This window comes from Nocardia sp. bgisy134 (genome assembly GCF_057708325.1).
Genome location: NZ_JBYIRW010000001.1, coordinates 483,528 through 500,616, shown reverse-complemented (window position 1 = coordinate 500,616; position 17,089 = coordinate 483,528). Strand labels below are relative to the sequence as shown.

Genomic DNA, 17,089 nt, shown 5'->3' with positions numbered 1-17,089 from the left:
TTCGCCCGGGGACCGTCCCACCACCGGGGACGTGCCGACCGTCACTTCCACGCGTGAACCCGTGGGCGATGTCGCAGCGGGGACTCGGCGGCGCGCACCAGGACGAGCAGGCCGCCTGCGCCGGCGATCGAAAAGGCCGCGGCCGCGACGACCCAGCGGCCGCGCCCATGAACTCAGTCCGCGACGATCGGCGTGTTCTGGTTCGCGGTGAGCAACCAGCGGCCGTCCTCCTTGGCCATCACGTACATCGGGGTGCCCTCGCCCTCCAGGACCCCTTCGTTGGTGAAGTACCGCTGACGCACCTTCACCGCGGCCACGTCGGGGCGGATGAACAGCACGTGCTCGAGCTCGTAGGTCGCCTTGCCGTGCGTGGTCGCGCCGGGCAGCAAGGCAGCGGTGAACTCGGCGATGGCGTCGCGGCCGAACAGGCGCTTGCCGTGGCCCGTGGTCCAGATGGCGTCGGCGCGGAACAGCGCGACGAATTCGTCGACGAGCTCGTGCTGCTGCACGTGCTCGACGGTGGCGACGATCTGGCGGATGGCTTCGATTTCGACGTCGGTGTCGACGGGTGCGGTACTCATGGGATACACACTCGTACCTCGAGATAACTCGAGGTCAACGGAGCGTGCCACGGTTCACATCGGACACTTCGGACGAATCACCAGCCGCGTTCGCGCGGGAAAATATGACGACCATCACAAATAGACCTCCCGGTCCAGGGAATTTCCCCCTATTTCGCGGGAAATACCGGCATGACGGTCGGAACGCCCATCCTGACATGGCACAATAGGCCCCATGCGCGCATCGGGAGTACGACTTGTGGCACGTCGCCACGTCGACTACAAGCGCGTCTGTAGCGCCTGCTGTCTGCCCGGTTCTCACCGGTAGCTCAGCGGCGCCCTTTCCGGGTCTCCCGGCGACTCCCATCGCATCGGTCCGCTGACACCGCGGGTGTGAGCCAGCCCCTCACGCCTTCAGCACGGATGTACCACCCACCCAGCAGGAGCGACCTCATGACGTCGAGTACCGACGCCGGTCCCAGCGATCAGCCGACCCCGAGGCAGGCGCGTCCCGAACGCCCGGCCTCCGAGCGCCGTGTACGACCGGACCGCCCGCGGCCCGAGGCGTCGACGGCGCCGCGCGCCCGCACCGGCAAGCCCGTGCGCCGCAAGTCCGAGGGCCAGTGGGCCCTCGGCTACCGGGAACCGCTCAACCCGAACGAGCAGAGCAAGAAGGACGACAACCCGCTCAACGTCCGCGCCCGTATCGAGAACATCTACGCCAAGGGCGGCTTCGACAGCATCGACAAGGCCGATCTGCGCGGCCGGTTCCGCTGGTGGGGTCTCTACACCCAGCGCGAGCAGGGCTACGACGGCACCTGGACCGGCGACGAGAACATCGACATTCTCGAGGCCAAGTACTTCATGATGCGGGTGCGCTGCGACGGCGGCGCGCTGAACGTCGCGCAGCTGCGCACGCTCGGCCAGATCTCCACCGAGTTCGGCCGTGACACCGCGGACCTGTCCGACCGCGAGAACGTCCAGTACCACTGGATCGAGATCGAGAATGTTCCGGAGATCTGGCGCCGCCTCGAAGAGGTCGGCCTGCAGACCACCGAGGCGTGCGGCGACTGCCCCCGTGTCGTGCTCGGCTCGCCGCTGGCCGGTGAATCGCTGGACGAGATCATCGATCCCACCCCGGCGATCCAGGAGATCGTGCGCCGCTACATCGGCGACAAGCGGTACTCGAACCTGCCGCGCAAGTTCAAGACCGCGATCTCGGGTCAGCAGGACGTGGTGCACGAGATCAACGACGTCGCGTTCGTCGGCGTGGAGCACCCCGAGCACGGCCCCGGTCTCGACCTGTGGGTCGGCGGCGGCCTGTCCACCAACCCGATGCTCGCGCAGCGCGTCGGCGCCTGGGTCCCGCTGGACGAGGTGCCGGACGTATGGGAGGCCGTGGTCTCCCTGTACCGCGACTACGGCTACCGCCGCCTGCGCACCAAGGCGCGGCTGAAGTTCCTGATCAAGGATTGGGGCATCGAGAAGTTCCGCGAGGTGCTCGAGGAGAAGTACCTGAAGCGCAAGCTGATCGACGGCCCCGCGCCCGAGCAGCCCGCCAAGCCGATCGATCACGTGGGCGTCCAGCGGCTGCGCAACGGCCTCAACGCCGTGGGCTTCTCCCCCATCGCGGGCCGCGTCTCCGGCACCGTCCTCACCAAGGTGGCCGACGCGGTCGAGAAGATCGGCGCCGACCGGATCCGCTTCACCCCGTACCAGAAGCTGATCGTGCTCGACGTCGCCGACGACAAGGTCGAGCAGCTCATCACCGAACTGGAACCGCTCGGGTTGCAGGCCCGTCCGTCGATCTGGCGGCGTAACCTGCTGGCCTGCAGTGGCATCGAGTTCTGCAAACTCTCCTTCGTCGAGACCCGCAAGCGCTCCCAGGTGCTCGCGCCGGAGCTCGAGCAGCGCCTCGCCGACGTCAACGCCCAGCTCGACGTACCGATCACGGTGAACATCAACGGTTGCCCGAACTCCTGCGGCCGGTCCCAGATCGCCGACATCGGCTTCAAGGGCCAGCTGGTGGACGACGGCGACGGGAATCAAGTCGAGGGTTTCCAGGTTCATCTCGGCGGCAGCCTCGGACTCGACAGCGGTTTCGGCCGAAAGCTGCGCCAGCACAAGGTGACCAGCGCCGAACTCGGCGACTACATCGAGCGCGTGGTGCGCAACTTCGTCAAGAACCGGAACGCGGACGAGCGGTTCGCCCAGTGGGCGGTCCGCGCCGACGAGGCCGACCTGCGATGAGCATCGAATCGTGACTCGGCTGACGGGAGATCAACTGTGACAACCAAACTCGCCGACAAGCTCGCCGAAGACGAGCTGCGGGCGATCGCCGAACGCGGCGCGGCCGAACTCGGCCCCGACGCCTCGGCGCTCGACCTGCTGCGCTGGACCGAGGAGACCTTCGGCTCCGGCTACATCGTCGCCTCCAACATGCAGGACGGCGTGCTGGTCCACCTCGCGGCGCAGGTCCGCTCCGGTGTCGACGTGCTGTTCCTGGACACGGGCTATCACTTCGCCGAGACCATCGGCACCCGCGACGCGGTCGAGGCCGTGTACGGGGTGAACGTGGTCAACGTCCGCCCGGAGCACACCGTCGCCGAACAGGACGAACTGCTCGGCAAGGATCTGTTCGCGCGCGACGCGGGCGAGTGCTGCAGGCTGCGCAAGGTTGTGCCGCTGAAGAAGTCGCTGTCGGGCTACAACGCCTGGGTCACCGGCATCCGCCGGGTGGAGGCCCCCACCCGCGCCAACGCACCGCTGATCTCCTACGACGAAGCCTTCGGCCTGGTGAAGATCAACCCGATCGCACCGTGGTCCGACGACGAGATGCAGGCCTACATCGAACAGCACGGCATCCTCGTCAATCCCCTGGTGGAGGAGGGATATCCGTCCATCGGCTGCGCTCCGTGCACACGGAAGCCGGAGCCGGGATCCGATCCGCGAAGCGGCCGTTGGGCCGGCCTCGCCAAGACCGAATGCGGGTTGCATCAATCATGACCGAGACCATCAGAAGTGAACGCTCTCTTGGCATCACCGACTTCGACACCCTCGCGGCGTTGGAGTCGGAGGCCATCCACATCTTCCGCGAGGTGGCGGGCGAGTTCGAGCGGCCGGTGATCCTGTTCTCCGGCGGCAAGGACTCCACCGTGCTGCTGCACCTGGCGCTCAAGGCGTTCTGGCCCGCGCCGTTGCCCTTCGCGCTGCTGCACGTGGACACCGGCCACAACCTGCCCGAGGTGCTGGAGTTCCGCGACAAGGTGGTCGAGAAGTACGGGCTGCGCCTGCACGTCGCCAGCGTCGAGGACTACCTGGCCGATGGCAGGCTGACCGAGCGCCCGGACGGCATCCGCAACCCGCTGCAGACCGTGCCGCTGCTGGACGCCATCTCCGAGAACCGCTTCGACGCGGTGTTCGGCGGCGGCCGCCGCGACGAGGAGCGCTCCCGCGCCAAGGAGCGCATCTTCTCGCTGCGCAACGCCTTCGGCCAGTGGGACCCGAAGCGGCAGCGCCCCGAGCTGTGGAACCTGTACAACGGGCGGCACGCGCCGGGCGAGCACGTGCGCGTGTTCCCGCTGAGCAACTGGACCGAGCTCGACATCTGGCGCTACATCGCCAGGGAGAATGTCGAACTCGCGACCATCTACTACGCGCACGAGCGCCCGGTATACCAGCGCGACGGCATGTGGATGACGCCGGGCGTGTGGGGCGGCCCGCGCGAAGGCGAGGTGCTGGAGACCCGCTCGGTGCGTTACCGCACCGTCGGCGACGGATCCACCACCGGCGCCATCATTTCCGACGCGGCCGACAACGAGGCGATCCTCGCCGAAGTGGCCGCGTCCCGACTGACCGAACGTGGTGCGACCCGTGGCGACGACCGGGTGTCCGAGGCCGCGATGGAAGACCGCAAGCGAGAGGGTTATTTCTGACATGTCCGACCTATTGAGGCTGGCCACCGCCGGTTCTGTCGACGACGGTAAGTCCACCCTGGTCGGACGGCTGCTCTACGACACGAAATCCGTACTGGCCGACCAGATCGACGCCGTCACCCGCGCGTCGGTGGACAAGGGTCTGGCCACCCCGGATCTCTCGCTGCTCGTGGACGGGCTGCGCGCGGAGCGGGAACAGGGCATCACCATCGATGTCGCCTACCGCTACTTCGCCACGCCCAAGCGGTCTTTCGTGCTCGCGGACACCCCCGGGCACGTGCAGTACACCCGCAACACCGTGTCCGGCGCGTCCACCGCGCAGCTGGTGATCCTGCTGGTCGACGCGCGCAAGGGCGTGATCGAGCAGACCCGCAGGCACGCTGCGGTGCTCGCGCTGCTCGGCGTGCCGAAGCTGGTGCTCGCCGTGAACAAGATCGACCTCGTGGACGACGCCGCCACGGTGTTCGCCGAGATCTCGGCCGAGTTCACCAAGCTCACCGGCACCCTCGGCTGGGCGCCGGAGGACGTGCTGGAGATCCCGGTCTCGGCGCTGCACGGCGACAACATCGCCAGCCGGTCCTCGAACACCCCGTACTACGACGGGCCTTCGCTCATCGAGCACCTGGAATCGGTGCCGGTCGACGCCGACAACACCGGCGCGCACACGCTGGGTCTGCGCTTCCCCGTGCAGTACGTGATTCGCCCGCGCACCGCCGAATACCCGGACTACCGTGGCTACGCGGGTCAGATCGCGGCCGGTTCGGTGGCGCCCGGCGACGAGATCGTGGTGCTGCCGTCCGGCGTGCGCACGACCGTGGAGCGGATCGACACCCCGGACGGCGAGCTCGCCGTCGCGCAGGCCGGGCGCAGCGTGACGCTGATCCTGACCGACGAGGTCGACATCTCGCGCGGTGACATCATCGCCGCGGTGTCCGACGCGCCGGAACCGATCGACAGCTTCGACGCGACGGTCTGCTGGCTGGGCGACAAGCCGCTGCGCCCCGGCGCCCGGCTGCTGCTCAAGCACGGCACCCGCACCACCCAGGCCATCGTCGGCGCGCTCATCGAGCGCTTCGACGAGCAGCGGCTCGCCGCGGACCCGAACCCGGAAGCGCTGGAGCTCAACGACATCGGGCGCATCTCGGTGCGCGTCGCCGAGCCGCTCGCGGCCGACGACTACCGGGCCAACCGGCACACCGGCAGCTTCCTGCTGATCGACCCGGCCGGCGGCAACACGCTCGGCGCGGGCCTGGTCGGCGATGTGCTGACCGCGGTCGAGGTCGGCACCGAGGCCTGAGATGACCGACGTGTTCGCCTCCCGCGGCATCGGCGCGCAGCCGATGCCGCCTGGCGACCGTCGATTCTCCGCGCCCGCGTTGATCGCGGTCGCGCACGGCAGCCGCGATCCGCGTTCGGCGGCCACCATGTCGGCCGTGGTCGCCGAGATCGCCGCCGCCCGGCCCGATCTCGACGTCCGCCTCGCTTTCCTCGATCTGAGCGCGCCCTCGGTCGAGCAGGTGGTGGACGCCGTTGCGGGTCAAGGGCATACGCATGCCGTCGTGGCGCCCCTTCTGCTGGGCAGCGCCTTTCATGCACGTGTCGACCTGCCGGGGCTGCTGGACGAGTGCCGCGCCCGGCATCCTCGTCTGCGGCTCACGCAAGCGGACGTACTCGGCCCCGACCCGCGCCTGATCGACGCGCTGCGGGACCGTGCGCTCGATGCCCTAGGGACTTCCACGACCGTCCCGGCGGACCGCATCGGCGTAGCGGTGGCTGCCGTCGGCTCGTCGTCTTCCGCGGCGAACGCCCGCACCGCCGCGGTGGCTCGCCGCCTGGCCGCCCGCACCGGCTGGCACACCGAGATCTGCTTCGCCACCACGGAACCCACGGTGCACGAGGCGGTTTCCCGCCTGCGCGCATGCGGCGCGGACCGCGTCCTCGTCGCGCCGTGGTTCCTCGCCCCCGGCTTGCTCACCGACCGGTTGACGGCCGCAGCGCCGGAACTGACGCACGCCGACGTCCTCGGCGTCCATCGCGCCATGGCCGAGATCGTCTGGGACCGCTACGACGCGGCGCGGGCGGCCGCCCTCCCGCTGTCCGCCTGACTGGCGGCACGGCACGCACAGCGCCACCGATGGTCTTCGACCGCCCACCCACCACGGTGCCGTCGCCCTGAAGAGCCTCCCCTGACTGGTCGACTTCACCTCGACGTTCCGCTCGATCGCGTCGGCGACGACACCGCGCGCAGGACACCTGCCGCCCGTAGTTCGTTCGCGGGCCATGTACCGCGGTCGCCGACCTCCCGACGGCCCCAGCCCGGCAAGTCGCACGAGAATCGCCGCCGATCCGGCCGAACCCGAAATGCCGAGTCCGTCAGCGTCTCTCACCCAGCCGTTCAACCCGTCGAGTTCCGGAATCGCCACCACCGAATGGCGCCGGCACCGCGTTCTGACCGGTCACCGGTCGTTGGACCTCGAACCGCCATCACGACCCGAACTGCCGCCGCTCGAATCCCTGCGGCGGGGTGCTGATGGCGGATTATCTGATGGCCCTGTGGCTCGCGGGCCGGTCCACGCTGGCCGACGCGGTCGCGGGCATGTCGCGTCTGCACGCCCCCATCTGGGTCGGCCTGGCAGGGCTCGTCGTGAGCGGCTGCTTTCTCGAACCGAATCTCGACTCCGGATCGACCCGCACGAAGATGGTGCTGATTCTGCTGCTGACCCTCAACGGATTACAGGCCACCATCCTGAGCAGACGCCTGGCCCACCAGGTTTCGGTCAGACTGCCGACGAAGTTGCTCCTATGGGGCGCCGCCTCCGGAACGATCTCCCAGGTGTGCTGGTGGGGCGCGATCGCCATCGGATTCTGGAACGGGCAACACTGACCGGCCGACATCCCATCGGTTCAGCTACGCCGAAGCCGCACGCCCCGTAGCTCTTTCACGACAGCAGCCGGTCGATGATCCGTCGTGCCGTCTGCACCTTGGTCTCGTCGCCGAGTTGCCGCGCTGTGCTGACCGCGCTCATGAGCGCGTCCAATTCGAAGGCGAGCGCGTCCGCGTCCCGGTCGGCCAGTTCGCCCTGATCCTGGGCTTTGCGAATTTCTTTGGTCAGGAAAGAGAGCCAGTCCTCGCGGTCGGCGGCGATCGCGTCGTGCACCGGGCCCGGCCTGCTGTCGAATTCGACCAGGGTCGCGGTGCGGAAGCAGCCGCCGGGAAAGACCGGTTCGGTCACGTGCGCGAACCAGCGATCGACCAGCGCGCGCAGTCGCGGCACACCGCGCGGCACACCGACGGTCGGCTCGATCACCTGCGCCACGAACACCTCCCTGGCCGCCTCCACCGCCGCGAGCTGGAGAGATTCCTTCGAGCCGAAGAGTGTGGCGATACCGCTCTTGCTGATCCCGAGGTCGGCGGCCAATCGCCCGATGCTCACACCGTTCAGCCCTTCGACGGACGCCACGTCGGCGGCGTGCCGGGCGATCGACGCCCGGGAGCGAGCGCCCTTGACCAGGCGCTGATCGGTTGTCGTCTCGGCCATGCCCCCATTCTTCCACCGAACGCTTGCAAATACGAACGATCGGTCGTACTTTGATTGTACGAACGGTCGTACGTTTTGTTCTCGACTTCCGAAGGATCTCCCATGACCGAGGTGTCCGCACGGACCACCGCCAGTCCCCCCGCCATGAGCGCCACCGCCACGCTGCTGATCGCGTGCGGCGCGGCGTTCATCGCCTTCCTCGACCTGTCCGTGGTCAACATCGCCTTCCCGGCCATCGCCCGCGACTACTCCGATACCGCGACGACGACGTTGACCTGGGTGGTCAGCGGTTACGCCGTCGCGTTCGCCGCCCTGCTCACGCCCGGCGGCCGGTTCGCCGACGCGCTCGGGCGGCGCAGGCTGTTCCTGATCGCGCTGGCCGGTTTCGCGCTCACGTCATTGCTGTGCGGGCTCGCGCCGAACGCGGCCTGGCTCATCGCGGGCCGGGTGCTCCAGGGCGCGACGGCCGCGCTCATGGTGCCCGCGGCACTGGGGCTGGTGCTCGGCGTGACACCGCGCGAACGGATCGGTGCGGCCATCGCCGCCTGGTCGGCCGCGGGCGGATTCGCCGCGGTGGTCGGACCGGCGATCGGCGGCGGTCTGGTGGAGGCGTTCGGCTGGCGGTCGGTCTTCGTGATCAACCTGCCGGTCGCGCTCGGGCTCATCCTGCCCGGCTTGCGAATTCCGGTGACCGACCCGCGGCCGGCAGGCAACGCGCTGCCGGATCCGGTCGGCACGGCGGCCGTCGCGCTCGGGTTCGGCGGTGTGGTCGCCGGAGTCACCGAGGGGCAGCGCTGGGGGTGGACCTCGCCGGGCACGCTGGCCGTCCTCGGCGGCGGCGCCGCGCTGTTGGCCATCGCTCTGGTGCGCTCGGCGCGGCACCACAATCCGGCCATCGCGGTGGAGTTGTGGCAGAGCAGGCCGTACGCGCTGGCCAACGCCGCGTCGTTCGTCTTCGGTGCGGCGATGTTCGCCTGGCTGCTGTCCGGACCGCTGTTCCTGGACGCGATCTGGGGATATTCGGTGCTCGGCTCGGCCGCCGCGCTCACCGTCGGCGCGGTGGCATCGATGGTGAGCGCCACCCTGGCGGGACGGGCCGCCACCCCCGCCGCGCGCCGCTGGGTCGGGGTGCTCGGCGCGCTGATGTTCACCGGAACCCTCGTCTGGATGAGCACCGACGCGTTCGGGCCGACACCCGCGCTGTGGTCGGCCTGGATTCCCGCCGGGGTGCTCGGCGGCGGCGGTGTCGGCATCGTGGTGACGGTGCTCGGCACGGCCGCGGCGAGTTCGCTTCCGCCACAACAGTTCGCGGCGGGCATCGGCATGAACCTCACGGCGCGCCAGGTCGGCGGCGCGCTGGGCGTCGCCGTGCTGGCCGCGGTGTTCGCCGCCCACCCCGGCGACCCGCTCGCCGGCTTCCACACCCTGTTCGCGGTCTGCGCGGGCATCGCCGCGGTGGCGGCCTGCCTGTGCGCCATACCGACGCGGCAGCTCGATCCGGCCGCGACCGCCGTCACCGACTAGGAGTCACCATGACGCACAACGACATTCACACCGAAGCCGACGACCCGATGCTGCTGGCGCCCGACGCGGCCCTGGAACTGCTGGCGGGCGCGCCCTGGCGGCGCTTCGCCGTCCTGGGCGACTCCATCGCCCGTGGCGTCGGCGACCCGAGCCCCGGATACGAGACGGCCGGGTGGGCCGATCGCCTCGCCGCCCTGCTGACCTCGGTGCGGCCCGGCCTCGCCTACCTCAACACCGGACGTATCGGGGCGACGACCGCGCAGGTGCGCGACGAACAACTCCAGCGGGTGCTGGAGTTCGAACCCGACCTGGTGCACGTGAGCTGCGGCGGAAACGATCTGTTCCTGCCCGGCGGCGACGTCGACCAGGTGCGTGCCAACCTCGACGGACTGTTCGCCGCGGTGAGCCGCGGTGGCGCACAGGTCATGACGTTCACGGTGGCCGATGTCTGGGAGGTCGAGCGCATGGCGCCGATGCGGCCGATGCGCGACCGCATGGCGGTACTCAACGACATCGTCCGGGACCTGGCCCACCGCTACGACGCGGTGCTCGTCGATTTCTGGGACCACCCGCTGCGGCTGCGGCCCCAGGTCATGAGCGCCGATCTCATCCACTTCACGACCAGCGGGCACGCGGTGGTGGCCACGGAAATGGTGCGGGCGCTGAGCGCACGAATCCTCGCCGACACCGCCGCCAACTGAGCCTCGAGGCCGTCGGCAACGAGCTCGGCCGTGTCCCAGGGCTTTTCACCCCGGGGCACGGCCCGGTTCACACAGTTCTCGCGAGACCGCGTTCAGCTCGCGATCAGGGCAGCGTCTGCGGCACCAGCTCCGGCATGACGACGCCGACGAGTATGCCGACGAGCGCACCGACTACCGCGCCGTTGATCGCTCCCACGATGGCGCACGGCACCGCCATGACGATGAAGCCGGGCAGGCACGACACCGCGCTCATCACACCCGACCCCGTCGCGCCGACGACCGCGCCCGCGGCCGCGCCGTTGGTCAGCGGATCGGAGTTCATCGCCTCCGGATTCGTCGCGATCCAGTCGAGCGGAAGGCTCGCGCCGACCTGCAAAGGCGCGGCGACCTGCTGCACGATCGGCGCAGGCGCCTGCACCGGAGCCGCCTGCGCCGGGGCGGCCCCGACGAACGCGAGAGCGGCCGCCACCGGCAGCGCACCCGCGATCAGCTTGCGAACCGCGTTCTCGAAGGTCCTACGGACCATGATGCTTCCCGCCTCTCATCGACCCGTTGTGCATGGAATGTCCTTGCAGTACATGACCGCTCCCCTCCCGGATGCCGGGTCCGGACGATCGGCCGGTCATCGCCTTCGCTCCCGATCGAAAATCGGGCGTCGCGGCTCAGAACACGAATTGCTGCCCATAGCCCGTCGTCTGCACGATGCCGTTGCGGGCGTCGGCGCGGACGGTGATGAACGGCATGGCCGATGCCGGGGTGAGGCATCCGTTGATGTTCAGCGCGGTATTGGAGTGCGCGAAGGTGAAGGGGAACAACGAATCCTCGTCCAGCGTCGACTCGGCGATCACCGCCGCTGTCACGCTGCCCGGGTTGATGGACACGGTGATCTCACCACCGAGTTCGCTGAAGACGCCGAAGGTGACATCCCCGCCGAGATCGATGCCGAGATTCCCGCCGAAATCGACAGCGACCTGGTCGCCGACGGTGACACCGAACGGAACATTGAGACTCAGCCCGAGAAGTCCGGTCGTGACATCGACATTGCCGCCCACGGCGGCCGCGATGCTGACGTCGATGCCATCGGAGATGTCCACCGCGCAGCCGATCAGATATCCGGCGATGAGCTTCCCCCTGCGCAGCGCCGAGGCTCCATCGAGGGAGGTCGAGAAGTTCCCGGACACCTTGGCCGAGTGCGAGAACGGGACCCCCAACGCGAGATCACCGGTGGACTTGACAAAGTTGGCATCCACCGACGCGACCAGGTGCATCCCGCCGGAGTCGACCTCCCCCGGCTCGGCGCGGGCCGCGCTCTGAACACCGACGGCGCCGGCGACGACTACCAACACTGTGGTGATCGCGGCCAGAACAGGTGAATGCTTGCGATTCATAACGCTCCAGTCGAATCTGATCGAAACGAAACTTTCACAAACGAACTCGCACGCCGACCGTCGTCGCTGATCCTCTTCGGCGGGTGCGGACGGGCATTCCAAATATCGCTGTAGCTCAGCGCTGGTAACCGTACAGCAACGGCGAGTCGCCGACGAAACCGGCGCGCGGTCGGAGCGGGGAAATGGAATGGGCGTCGAGCGCACGGGCCCGGCGAACTCGGACAAACCGGAGAACCGTGGTCGCAGGATCGTTTTCGGTCATTCGGCGGTCCCGTACCGTCGCACCAGTTCCGCGCCCAGCCGCGCGAGTTCCTCGCACACCTCCGGCGGTCCGAGCACCTCGATCTCCGCGCCCCACCCCGCCAGCTGCTGAGCGATCATCCGCGGCGTCGGCGCGGTGATCCGGACCTGGACCCGGCCGTCGGCGACCGGGCCGTCCACCTCGCAGTGCCTGCCCTGCTGATCGCGCAGCACCGGGAGCAAACTGGGGGCGATGCGGGCGGTGGCCGACGTGGCCGCGCGGCGCCGCTCCATCGCGCCGACCACTTCGTCCCAGGCCGCCGACAACTCGAAATCGTCTGGGCGGCGAAAGGTTTCGTCGGACAGCTGGGCGTCGGCGATCCGGTCCACCCGGAAGGTCCTGCTCCCCTTCTCGGTGCCCGCGATCAGATACCAGATGGCGTCCTTGTCGACCAATCCCCACGGGTCGACCATCCGCGTCGTCTTGGCGCCCGCCCGCTCGTACTCCAGCCCCACCCGTCGCCGCTGCACGACCGCGCGCTGCAACAAGTCCACCACGCCGGGCCGGTTCCGGTCGCGCTGACCCCAGCGCGCCGGATCGATGATCACGGCGTCGGCGGCCGCCTGGGCGTCCGCGCGGAACGTCTGCGGCAGCGCCCGAACCAGTTTGCGCAGTGCCGATTTCACCTCCGGGTTCGCGCTCGCGGACGCGCCTGCCAGCAGGAACAGCGCCCTGGCCTCGGGTTCGGACAAACCGCTCAAATCCGTCCGAGCCCCGCCGACGAGGGACCAACCGCCGCCGCGGCCCTGCTGCGCATACACCGGAATGCCCGCCGCGGAGAGCGCCTCCAGATCACGCCGCGCCGTGGCCACGGAGACCTCCAGTTCCGCGGCGACCTCCGCGGCGGTCACCCTGCCGCGGGCCTGCATCAGCAGCAATGTGGCCACCAGACGATCCGCTCTCATACGAGAAATTCTGCCGCACAAAGTGCTCAGTTGGTGAGCACTTTACGCGCGAAGATGGTTCCACCAGCACGAACCGATCATCGAAGGAGCACCGACATGCTGCGCGGAATGGCCACGGTCACCTATTACGCCGACGACCTCGAAGCCGCCAAGGACTGGTACGCCGAATTCCTCGGCGTCGCGCCCTACTACCACGTGCCGAACGGGTACTACGAGTTCCGCATCGGCGACTACCAGCACGAGCTGGGCATCGTGAACCGCGCCTACGCGCCGAGCGGTGCGCGCAACGAGCCGGGCGGGGGCGGCGTCATGTTCTGGCACGTCGACGACCTGGCGGCCACCTTCCAGCGACTGCTCGACCTCGGCGCCACCGAGTACGAACCGATCACCCCGCGCGGCAACGGCGAAGGTTTCGTCACCGCCGCGGTGGTGGACCCGTTCGGCAATGTCCTCGGGATCATGTCCAACCCGCACTACCTGGAGGTCGTCGGCAAGACCGGCGGCGTGTAGGTCAGCGGCCGAACCAACGCTCCAGCACCGTGGCGACGCCGTCGGCGTCGACGTCGCCGGTCACCTCGTCGGCCAAGCCGCGGACGTCGTCGGGCGCGTTGGCCATGGCCACCGAATACCCGGCCCAGCGCAGCATTTCGCGGTCGTTGTAGCCGTCGCCGATGGCCAGGGTCGCGGCGCGGGGAATGCCGAGCGACAGGCGCAGACGCTCCAGCGCCCAGCCCTTGGACACCCCGCGCCGCGACACGGTCAGCCACGGGCCGAACTCGCCGTGCACCCAGCTGGCGCCGGGCACGGCGAAGGTCCGCAACAGCGTGAGCATCTCATCCAGCGTCCCCTCCGGCCACCAGCCGTTGAGGCGCGGCGTCGGCTCGCTGCTCAGCGCGCCGTGATCGACGAGAAGGTATTCGCCGATGGAGAATTCGCCGGGACTGGCGCCCGTCGCCCAGGTACCGATGCCGACCTTCTCCACCGCGAAGATCATCTCCGGGAACAGGGCGCGCAGCGCGGTGACCGCGGGCGCCGGGTCGAACGCCTGCACCGCCACCGGCACGCCCCTGGCCACGTCGATGTGCACCGCGCCGTTGGAACACAGCGCATGCCCCTCGACCAGCCCGAGTTCCGTGAGCACCGGACGCGTCGTCAGCAGCGTGCGCCCGGTCGTCACCACCACGTGCGCCCCTGCCGCGACGGCCGCCGCCACCGCGGCGGTGACCCGCACACTGACCGGCGATCCCGTCTCGAGCAGCGTGCCGTCCACATCCAAGGCGATCAGCCGCGGCCCTCCCCCAAGCGCTTTCACCAATCCATTGTGCCCCGCGGCTCGATGACTCGTCTTCGATTCAGCGCCGGGCGCCACCGACTCCGCCGCCACCGCCGCCGGCCGAGCCGCCACCGACCTTGCCGCCACCGCCCATACCGCCGCCACCGCCCATACCGCCGCCACCCATACCGCCGCCGGAGCCACCCGCACCGCCGCCGAACTTCGAGTCCGACCTGCCGCTGCCGCCGGAAGACGCACCGCCGGAGGAGGTTCCGCCGGAAGACGATCGGCCCGGCGAGGACGCTCCACCGCCGGAGTACGCACCACCACCGGACGACGCACCGCCATGTGAAGACGCTTCGCCGCCGCCGGACGACGCACCACCGCCGGAGGACGTTCCGCCACCGGAAGATTCACCACCGGACGACGCGCCACCACCCGAGGATGCGCCACCACCGGAAGACGCTCCGCCACCGGAAGATTCACCACCCGAGGACGCGCCACCACCCGAGGATGCGCCACCACCAGAAGACGCACCACCACTCGAAGATTCACCACCGGACGACGCGCCACCACCCGAGGCCGTTCCGCCGCCGGACGAATCACCCCCTGACGATTCACCGCCGGACGATGCGCTCCCGCCAGAAGACGTACCGCCCCCGGACGCGCCACCGCCGGAGGACGTTCCACCGCCGGATGAAGCGCCCCCACCAGAAGACGCACCACCACTCGAAGAATCACCACCGGACGAAGCGCCACCGCCCGACGAGGCACCGCCACCCGTAGAACCACCGTCCGTGCCCGGCCCGGACGCCGCGCCGGAACCATCCCCGGCCGCGCCGCCGGAAGTCGTTCCCCCCGAGGATGTCCCACCGGCATTGCCCCCACCCGCCACAGGGTCTCCGGTCGTACCACCCGAAGCGGCGCCGCCAGTGCTCGTTCCTCCAGGCGAGGCGGCGCCCCCACCGGAAGCCGGTGATCCGGGAGAAGTCGGCGTGCCCGGCTCGGGTTGGGTGTTGCCAGGGGCCGAGGGATTCGGGGCCGGTTGGGTGTTGGGCCACGAGGGCAGGCCGACGCTCGGGATCGTCGGGTTCAGCCGGTCCCACCCGGGCAGGCTCACCCGCGGCGTCCGCTGGAAGGGCAGCGGATTGACGAACTGGGCGGGGTTGGCGTACTGCGGTCCCGCGTATCGGCCATTGCCGCAGCAGATTCGGGGATCGTTGTGCGGCCCGGGGCGGGACTCGCCGATCGAGGGCCCGAAAGTCGTACTGCGCGCGATGGACGAGACGCGCCGGTCGTAGCCGTTTCCGTCGAAGAAGGCGTGCTGCGCCAGCGTCGCCGGGATGCCCTGCCGGACGGCCTGGTCCAAGGCGGTGTCGCCGTTGGGTTCGTAGAGCAGCGTGTCGGCGGGGACCGGAGCGGCGGCCGGTAACCGGTCGAGTACCGGGAGCGGACCCGATCCGCCGGAGCCGCCGAAGATCGTCGCGGCCGACATGGCCAGCGCGGAAGCCACTGCGGCACTGGAGAACACGGCGACGCGTGGCGCGGGCCGTTCCCCGGTACTCGCGGGCGCGAAGGTCCTGGCCGCGAACCGCGCCGCGCCCACGGCCACGATATGGCCGGGATCGGCCGAAACCACCACCGGGCGGCCGAGTTCGGCCAGCGCACCCGCCACCTCGGCGGGCCGGGACGCACCACCGACGAGCAGGACGCGACCGATATCGGAGAAGCTGAGCCCGGTGGAGCGCAGGCAGGCGCGCACCACGTCGAAGGAGTCCCTGATGTGCTCGGTGCGCAGGCCGTCGACGTCGACGATGGACGTCATCGACACCGTGGCCCCGGGCACGCCGGTGCGCCCGTAGCGCGCGATCATGTCCCCCAGCGGGCGACCGCCGAAGTCGTAGGAGCGCTGCGGCTTTCCGACGATCGGATGGTTCTCCCAGTCCGGCCCGACGCGCACGACGGACACGTCGAGGCTGGTGCCGCCGAGGTCGTAGACGAGGACGAAGCCGGTCTCCAGCGGGCCGTGTTCGTATTCCAGCCATTCGGCGGCGACCACCGGTTCGGGCACCAGCATGACGTGCCGCGCGCCGTTCAGGTCGAGCGCCTGACGTAGTAGGGCGAGCTGTTTGTCGGTGTAGCCCGCCGGGTAGGTCGCCACCGCGCCCGCGCTCGGCTCGGCCGCCTCCAGCAGACCGGTGACCACCGCGGCGACGAGGTTTGCCGGGGAGTACAGCCGCCCGCCGACCAGCAGTGATTCCGGGTCACGCGCCAGATCGGCGAAATCGGTGATGGCCGAGCTGAATTGAGGAATGCCGCCGATGCGGGCTCCGCCCGCCGAGTCGAAGCTGAGTGCCGTGCGCTTGGTGCGCACAGTGGGTCGAATCAGACCATCGGTGACCGAAGCCGCTATGGAGTTCACTGAACCGATGCTGAAACCCAGACATGTAGTCATTCGCTATCCCGTCAACGCACCGTGACCACGTCCAGCACACAGTCGAGCCATGTGGCCGCGGTCGTCTTCCAAACAGCCCCCACAGGTTAGCTGTTCGCAAACTTTCCAGATGCCGAATTGATATGAAACGTTTGGCTTCCGGCAACAATCGGTCGAATGCCCAGGTAAACAGGGTCGAATGAAAGGTTCAGCCCCCTCGACACACCGCAAAAGGGCTGCGACGGACCCGATTCCGCTATCACGCAGCGACTGTTCGTCACGATCGGCAGGGGATGAAACAAACCACCGGACGCCCGTGGCAAACCTGTCGGCACACACCGACTGGTCGGTAACCGATATTTAGCCATGATTATTTCTCCGGCCATCCGGGCGTGTCGCCGACCAGTAGATGACACATCAAATGCTGCGTCCGATTACCGCCAGCGCTGCCGCCCCGCGCTCGGTTGACTGATTACGGCGGCACCGTCCGCCACAGCGAAAGAGCAAGCACGGGAAGGAAAGTGGACAC

The 17,089-nt window shown here is 69.1% G+C and carries 17 protein-coding genes; 10 read left to right on the top strand and 7 right to left on the bottom strand.

The genetic code is table 11. The features are described 5' to 3' along the window. Window positions 1-173: 173 nt before the first annotated feature. Complete coding sequence (locus AC3ERS_RS02170; RefSeq protein WP_431962872.1) at window positions 174-581, bottom strand: SgcJ/EcaC family oxidoreductase; 408 nt, start codon at window positions 579-581, stop codon at window positions 174-176. A 214-nt stretch (window positions 582-795) separates the two neighbouring features. Here AC3ERS_RS02170 and AC3ERS_RS02165 point away from each other — a divergent pair, with 214 nt between their 5' ends. The 7 genes from AC3ERS_RS02165 (at window position 796) to AC3ERS_RS02135 (ending at window position 7,379) form a co-directional block, all read left to right on the top strand. Beyond that, window positions 796-888 (top strand): Ms4527A family Cys-rich leader peptide, encoded by a 93-nt coding sequence (locus tag AC3ERS_RS02165; protein WP_355000761.1) that lies wholly within the window; start codon window positions 796-798, stop codon window positions 886-888. Between the two features lie 125 nt (window positions 889-1,013). Further along, a complete protein-coding gene (locus tag AC3ERS_RS02160) occupies window positions 1,014-2,810 on the top strand; it encodes a nitrite/sulfite reductase (RefSeq protein WP_431962870.1) in 1,797 nt (598 codons plus the stop codon). A 36-nt stretch (window positions 2,811-2,846) separates the two neighbouring features. Beyond that, complete coding sequence (locus AC3ERS_RS02155) at window positions 2,847-3,566, top strand: phosphoadenylyl-sulfate reductase (protein WP_431962868.1); 720 nt, start codon at window positions 2,847-2,849, stop codon at window positions 3,564-3,566. Next, window positions 3,563-4,495, top strand: a complete 933-nt coding sequence (cysD, locus tag AC3ERS_RS02150; RefSeq protein WP_141812355.1) for a sulfate adenylyltransferase subunit CysD — start codon at window positions 3,563-3,565, stop codon at window positions 4,493-4,495. Before AC3ERS_RS02155 ends, cysD begins: the two co-directional genes overlap by 4 nt. 1 nt (window position 4,496) lies before the next feature. Beyond that, window positions 4,497-5,792: a sulfate adenylyltransferase subunit 1 gene (locus AC3ERS_RS02145; protein WP_431962865.1), complete on the top strand. Its 1,296-nt coding sequence runs from the start codon at window positions 4,497-4,499 to the stop codon at window positions 5,790-5,792. 43 nt (window positions 5,793-5,835) lie between these two features. Further along, the gene (locus AC3ERS_RS02140) at window positions 5,836-6,600 is read left to right on the top strand and encodes a sirohydrochlorin chelatase (protein ID WP_431963573.1); all 765 of its coding nucleotides are present in this window, start codon (window positions 5,836-5,838) and stop codon (window positions 6,598-6,600) included. 425 nt (window positions 6,601-7,025) lie between these two features. Beyond that, entirely contained in the window at window positions 7,026-7,379 is a 354-nt protein-coding gene (locus tag AC3ERS_RS02135; RefSeq protein WP_431962863.1) for a hypothetical protein, read from the top strand. Between the two features lie 55 nt (window positions 7,380-7,434). On the opposite strand, the gene AC3ERS_RS02130 is transcribed toward AC3ERS_RS02135, so the two are convergent. Beyond that, window positions 7,435-8,034, bottom strand: coding sequence for a TetR/AcrR family transcriptional regulator (locus AC3ERS_RS02130; RefSeq protein ID WP_431962861.1), 600 nt, complete (start codon window positions 8,032-8,034; stop codon window positions 7,435-7,437). Window positions 8,035-8,136: 102 nt separating this feature from the next. On the opposite strand from AC3ERS_RS02130, the gene AC3ERS_RS02125 reads away from it, so the two are divergent. Then, the gene (locus AC3ERS_RS02125) at window positions 8,137-9,558 is read left to right on the top strand and encodes an MFS transporter (protein ID WP_431962859.1); all 1,422 of its coding nucleotides are present in this window, start codon (window positions 8,137-8,139) and stop codon (window positions 9,556-9,558) included. Between the two features lie 8 nt (window positions 9,559-9,566). Further along, complete coding sequence (locus tag AC3ERS_RS02120) at window positions 9,567-10,259, top strand: SGNH/GDSL hydrolase family protein (RefSeq protein WP_431962857.1); 693 nt, start codon at window positions 9,567-9,569, stop codon at window positions 10,257-10,259. Window positions 10,260-10,362: 103 nt separating this feature from the next. Here AC3ERS_RS02120 and AC3ERS_RS02115 read toward each other — a convergent pair whose 3' ends face one another. The 3 genes from AC3ERS_RS02115 to AC3ERS_RS02105 form a co-directional block, all read right to left on the bottom strand. Further along, window positions 10,363-10,785 (bottom strand): hypothetical protein, encoded by a 423-nt coding sequence (locus tag AC3ERS_RS02115; RefSeq protein WP_431962855.1) that lies wholly within the window; start codon window positions 10,783-10,785, stop codon window positions 10,363-10,365. Window positions 10,786-10,921: 136 nt separating this feature from the next. Further along, window positions 10,922-11,647, bottom strand: a complete 726-nt coding sequence (locus tag AC3ERS_RS02110; RefSeq protein ID WP_431962853.1) for an MspA family porin — start codon at window positions 11,645-11,647, stop codon at window positions 10,922-10,924. A 258-nt stretch (window positions 11,648-11,905) separates the two neighbouring features. Beyond that, complete coding sequence (locus AC3ERS_RS02105; RefSeq protein WP_431962851.1) at window positions 11,906-12,853, bottom strand: helix-turn-helix transcriptional regulator; 948 nt, start codon at window positions 12,851-12,853, stop codon at window positions 11,906-11,908. Window positions 12,854-12,949: 96 nt separating this feature from the next. On the opposite strand from AC3ERS_RS02105, the gene AC3ERS_RS02100 reads away from it, so the two are divergent. Beyond that, a complete protein-coding gene (locus tag AC3ERS_RS02100; RefSeq protein WP_431962849.1) occupies window positions 12,950-13,363 on the top strand; it encodes a VOC family protein in 414 nt (137 codons plus the stop codon). A 1-nt stretch (window position 13,364) separates the two neighbouring features. Here the strand turns inward: AC3ERS_RS02100 and AC3ERS_RS02095 are convergent, their stop codons facing one another. Both AC3ERS_RS02095 and AC3ERS_RS02090 read right to left on the bottom strand, forming a co-directional pair. Beyond that, window positions 13,365-14,165, bottom strand: coding sequence for an HAD family hydrolase (locus AC3ERS_RS02095; protein WP_431962847.1), 801 nt, complete (start codon window positions 14,163-14,165; stop codon window positions 13,365-13,367). A gap of 40 nt (window positions 14,166-14,205) precedes the next feature. Then, window positions 14,206-16,548, bottom strand: a complete 2,343-nt coding sequence (locus AC3ERS_RS02090) for an Hsp70 family protein (protein ID WP_431962845.1) — start codon at window positions 16,546-16,548, stop codon at window positions 14,206-14,208. Between the last annotated feature and the right edge of the window lie 541 nt (window positions 16,549-17,089).

Coding starts and splice junctions, on each gene's coding strand:
- AC3ERS_RS02130 (WP_431962861.1), bottom strand. CDS start 8,034: ATGGCCGAGACGACAACCGATCAGCGCCTGGTCAAGGGCGCTCGCTCC.
- AC3ERS_RS02135 (WP_431962863.1), top strand. CDS start 7,026: ATGGCGGATTATCTGATGGCCCTGTGGCTCGCGGGCCGGTCCACGCTG.
- AC3ERS_RS02105 (WP_431962851.1), bottom strand. CDS start 12,853: ATGAGAGCGGATCGTCTGGTGGCCACATTGCTGCTGATGCAGGCCCGC.
- AC3ERS_RS02125 (WP_431962859.1), top strand. CDS start 8,137: ATGACCGAGGTGTCCGCACGGACCACCGCCAGTCCCCCCGCCATGAGC.
- AC3ERS_RS02160 (WP_431962870.1), top strand. CDS start 1,014: ATGACGTCGAGTACCGACGCCGGTCCCAGCGATCAGCCGACCCCGAGG.
- AC3ERS_RS02100 (WP_431962849.1), top strand. CDS start 12,950: ATGCTGCGCGGAATGGCCACGGTCACCTATTACGCCGACGACCTCGAA.
- AC3ERS_RS02120 (WP_431962857.1), top strand. CDS start 9,567: ATGACGCACAACGACATTCACACCGAAGCCGACGACCCGATGCTGCTG.
- AC3ERS_RS02145 (WP_431962865.1), top strand. CDS start 4,497: ATGTCCGACCTATTGAGGCTGGCCACCGCCGGTTCTGTCGACGACGGT.
- AC3ERS_RS02140 (WP_431963573.1), top strand. CDS start 5,836: ATGCCGCCTGGCGACCGTCGATTCTCCGCGCCCGCGTTGATCGCGGTC.
- AC3ERS_RS02110 (WP_431962853.1), bottom strand. CDS start 11,647: ATGAATCGCAAGCATTCACCTGTTCTGGCCGCGATCACCACAGTGTTG.
- AC3ERS_RS02115 (WP_431962855.1), bottom strand. CDS start 10,785: ATGGTCCGTAGGACCTTCGAGAACGCGGTTCGCAAGCTGATCGCGGGT.
- AC3ERS_RS02170 (WP_431962872.1), bottom strand. CDS start 581: ATGAGTACCGCACCCGTCGACACCGACGTCGAAATCGAAGCCATCCGC.
- AC3ERS_RS02165 (WP_355000761.1), top strand. CDS start 796: ATGCGCGCATCGGGAGTACGACTTGTGGCACGTCGCCACGTCGACTAC.
- cysD (WP_141812355.1), top strand. CDS start 3,563: ATGACCGAGACCATCAGAAGTGAACGCTCTCTTGGCATCACCGACTTC.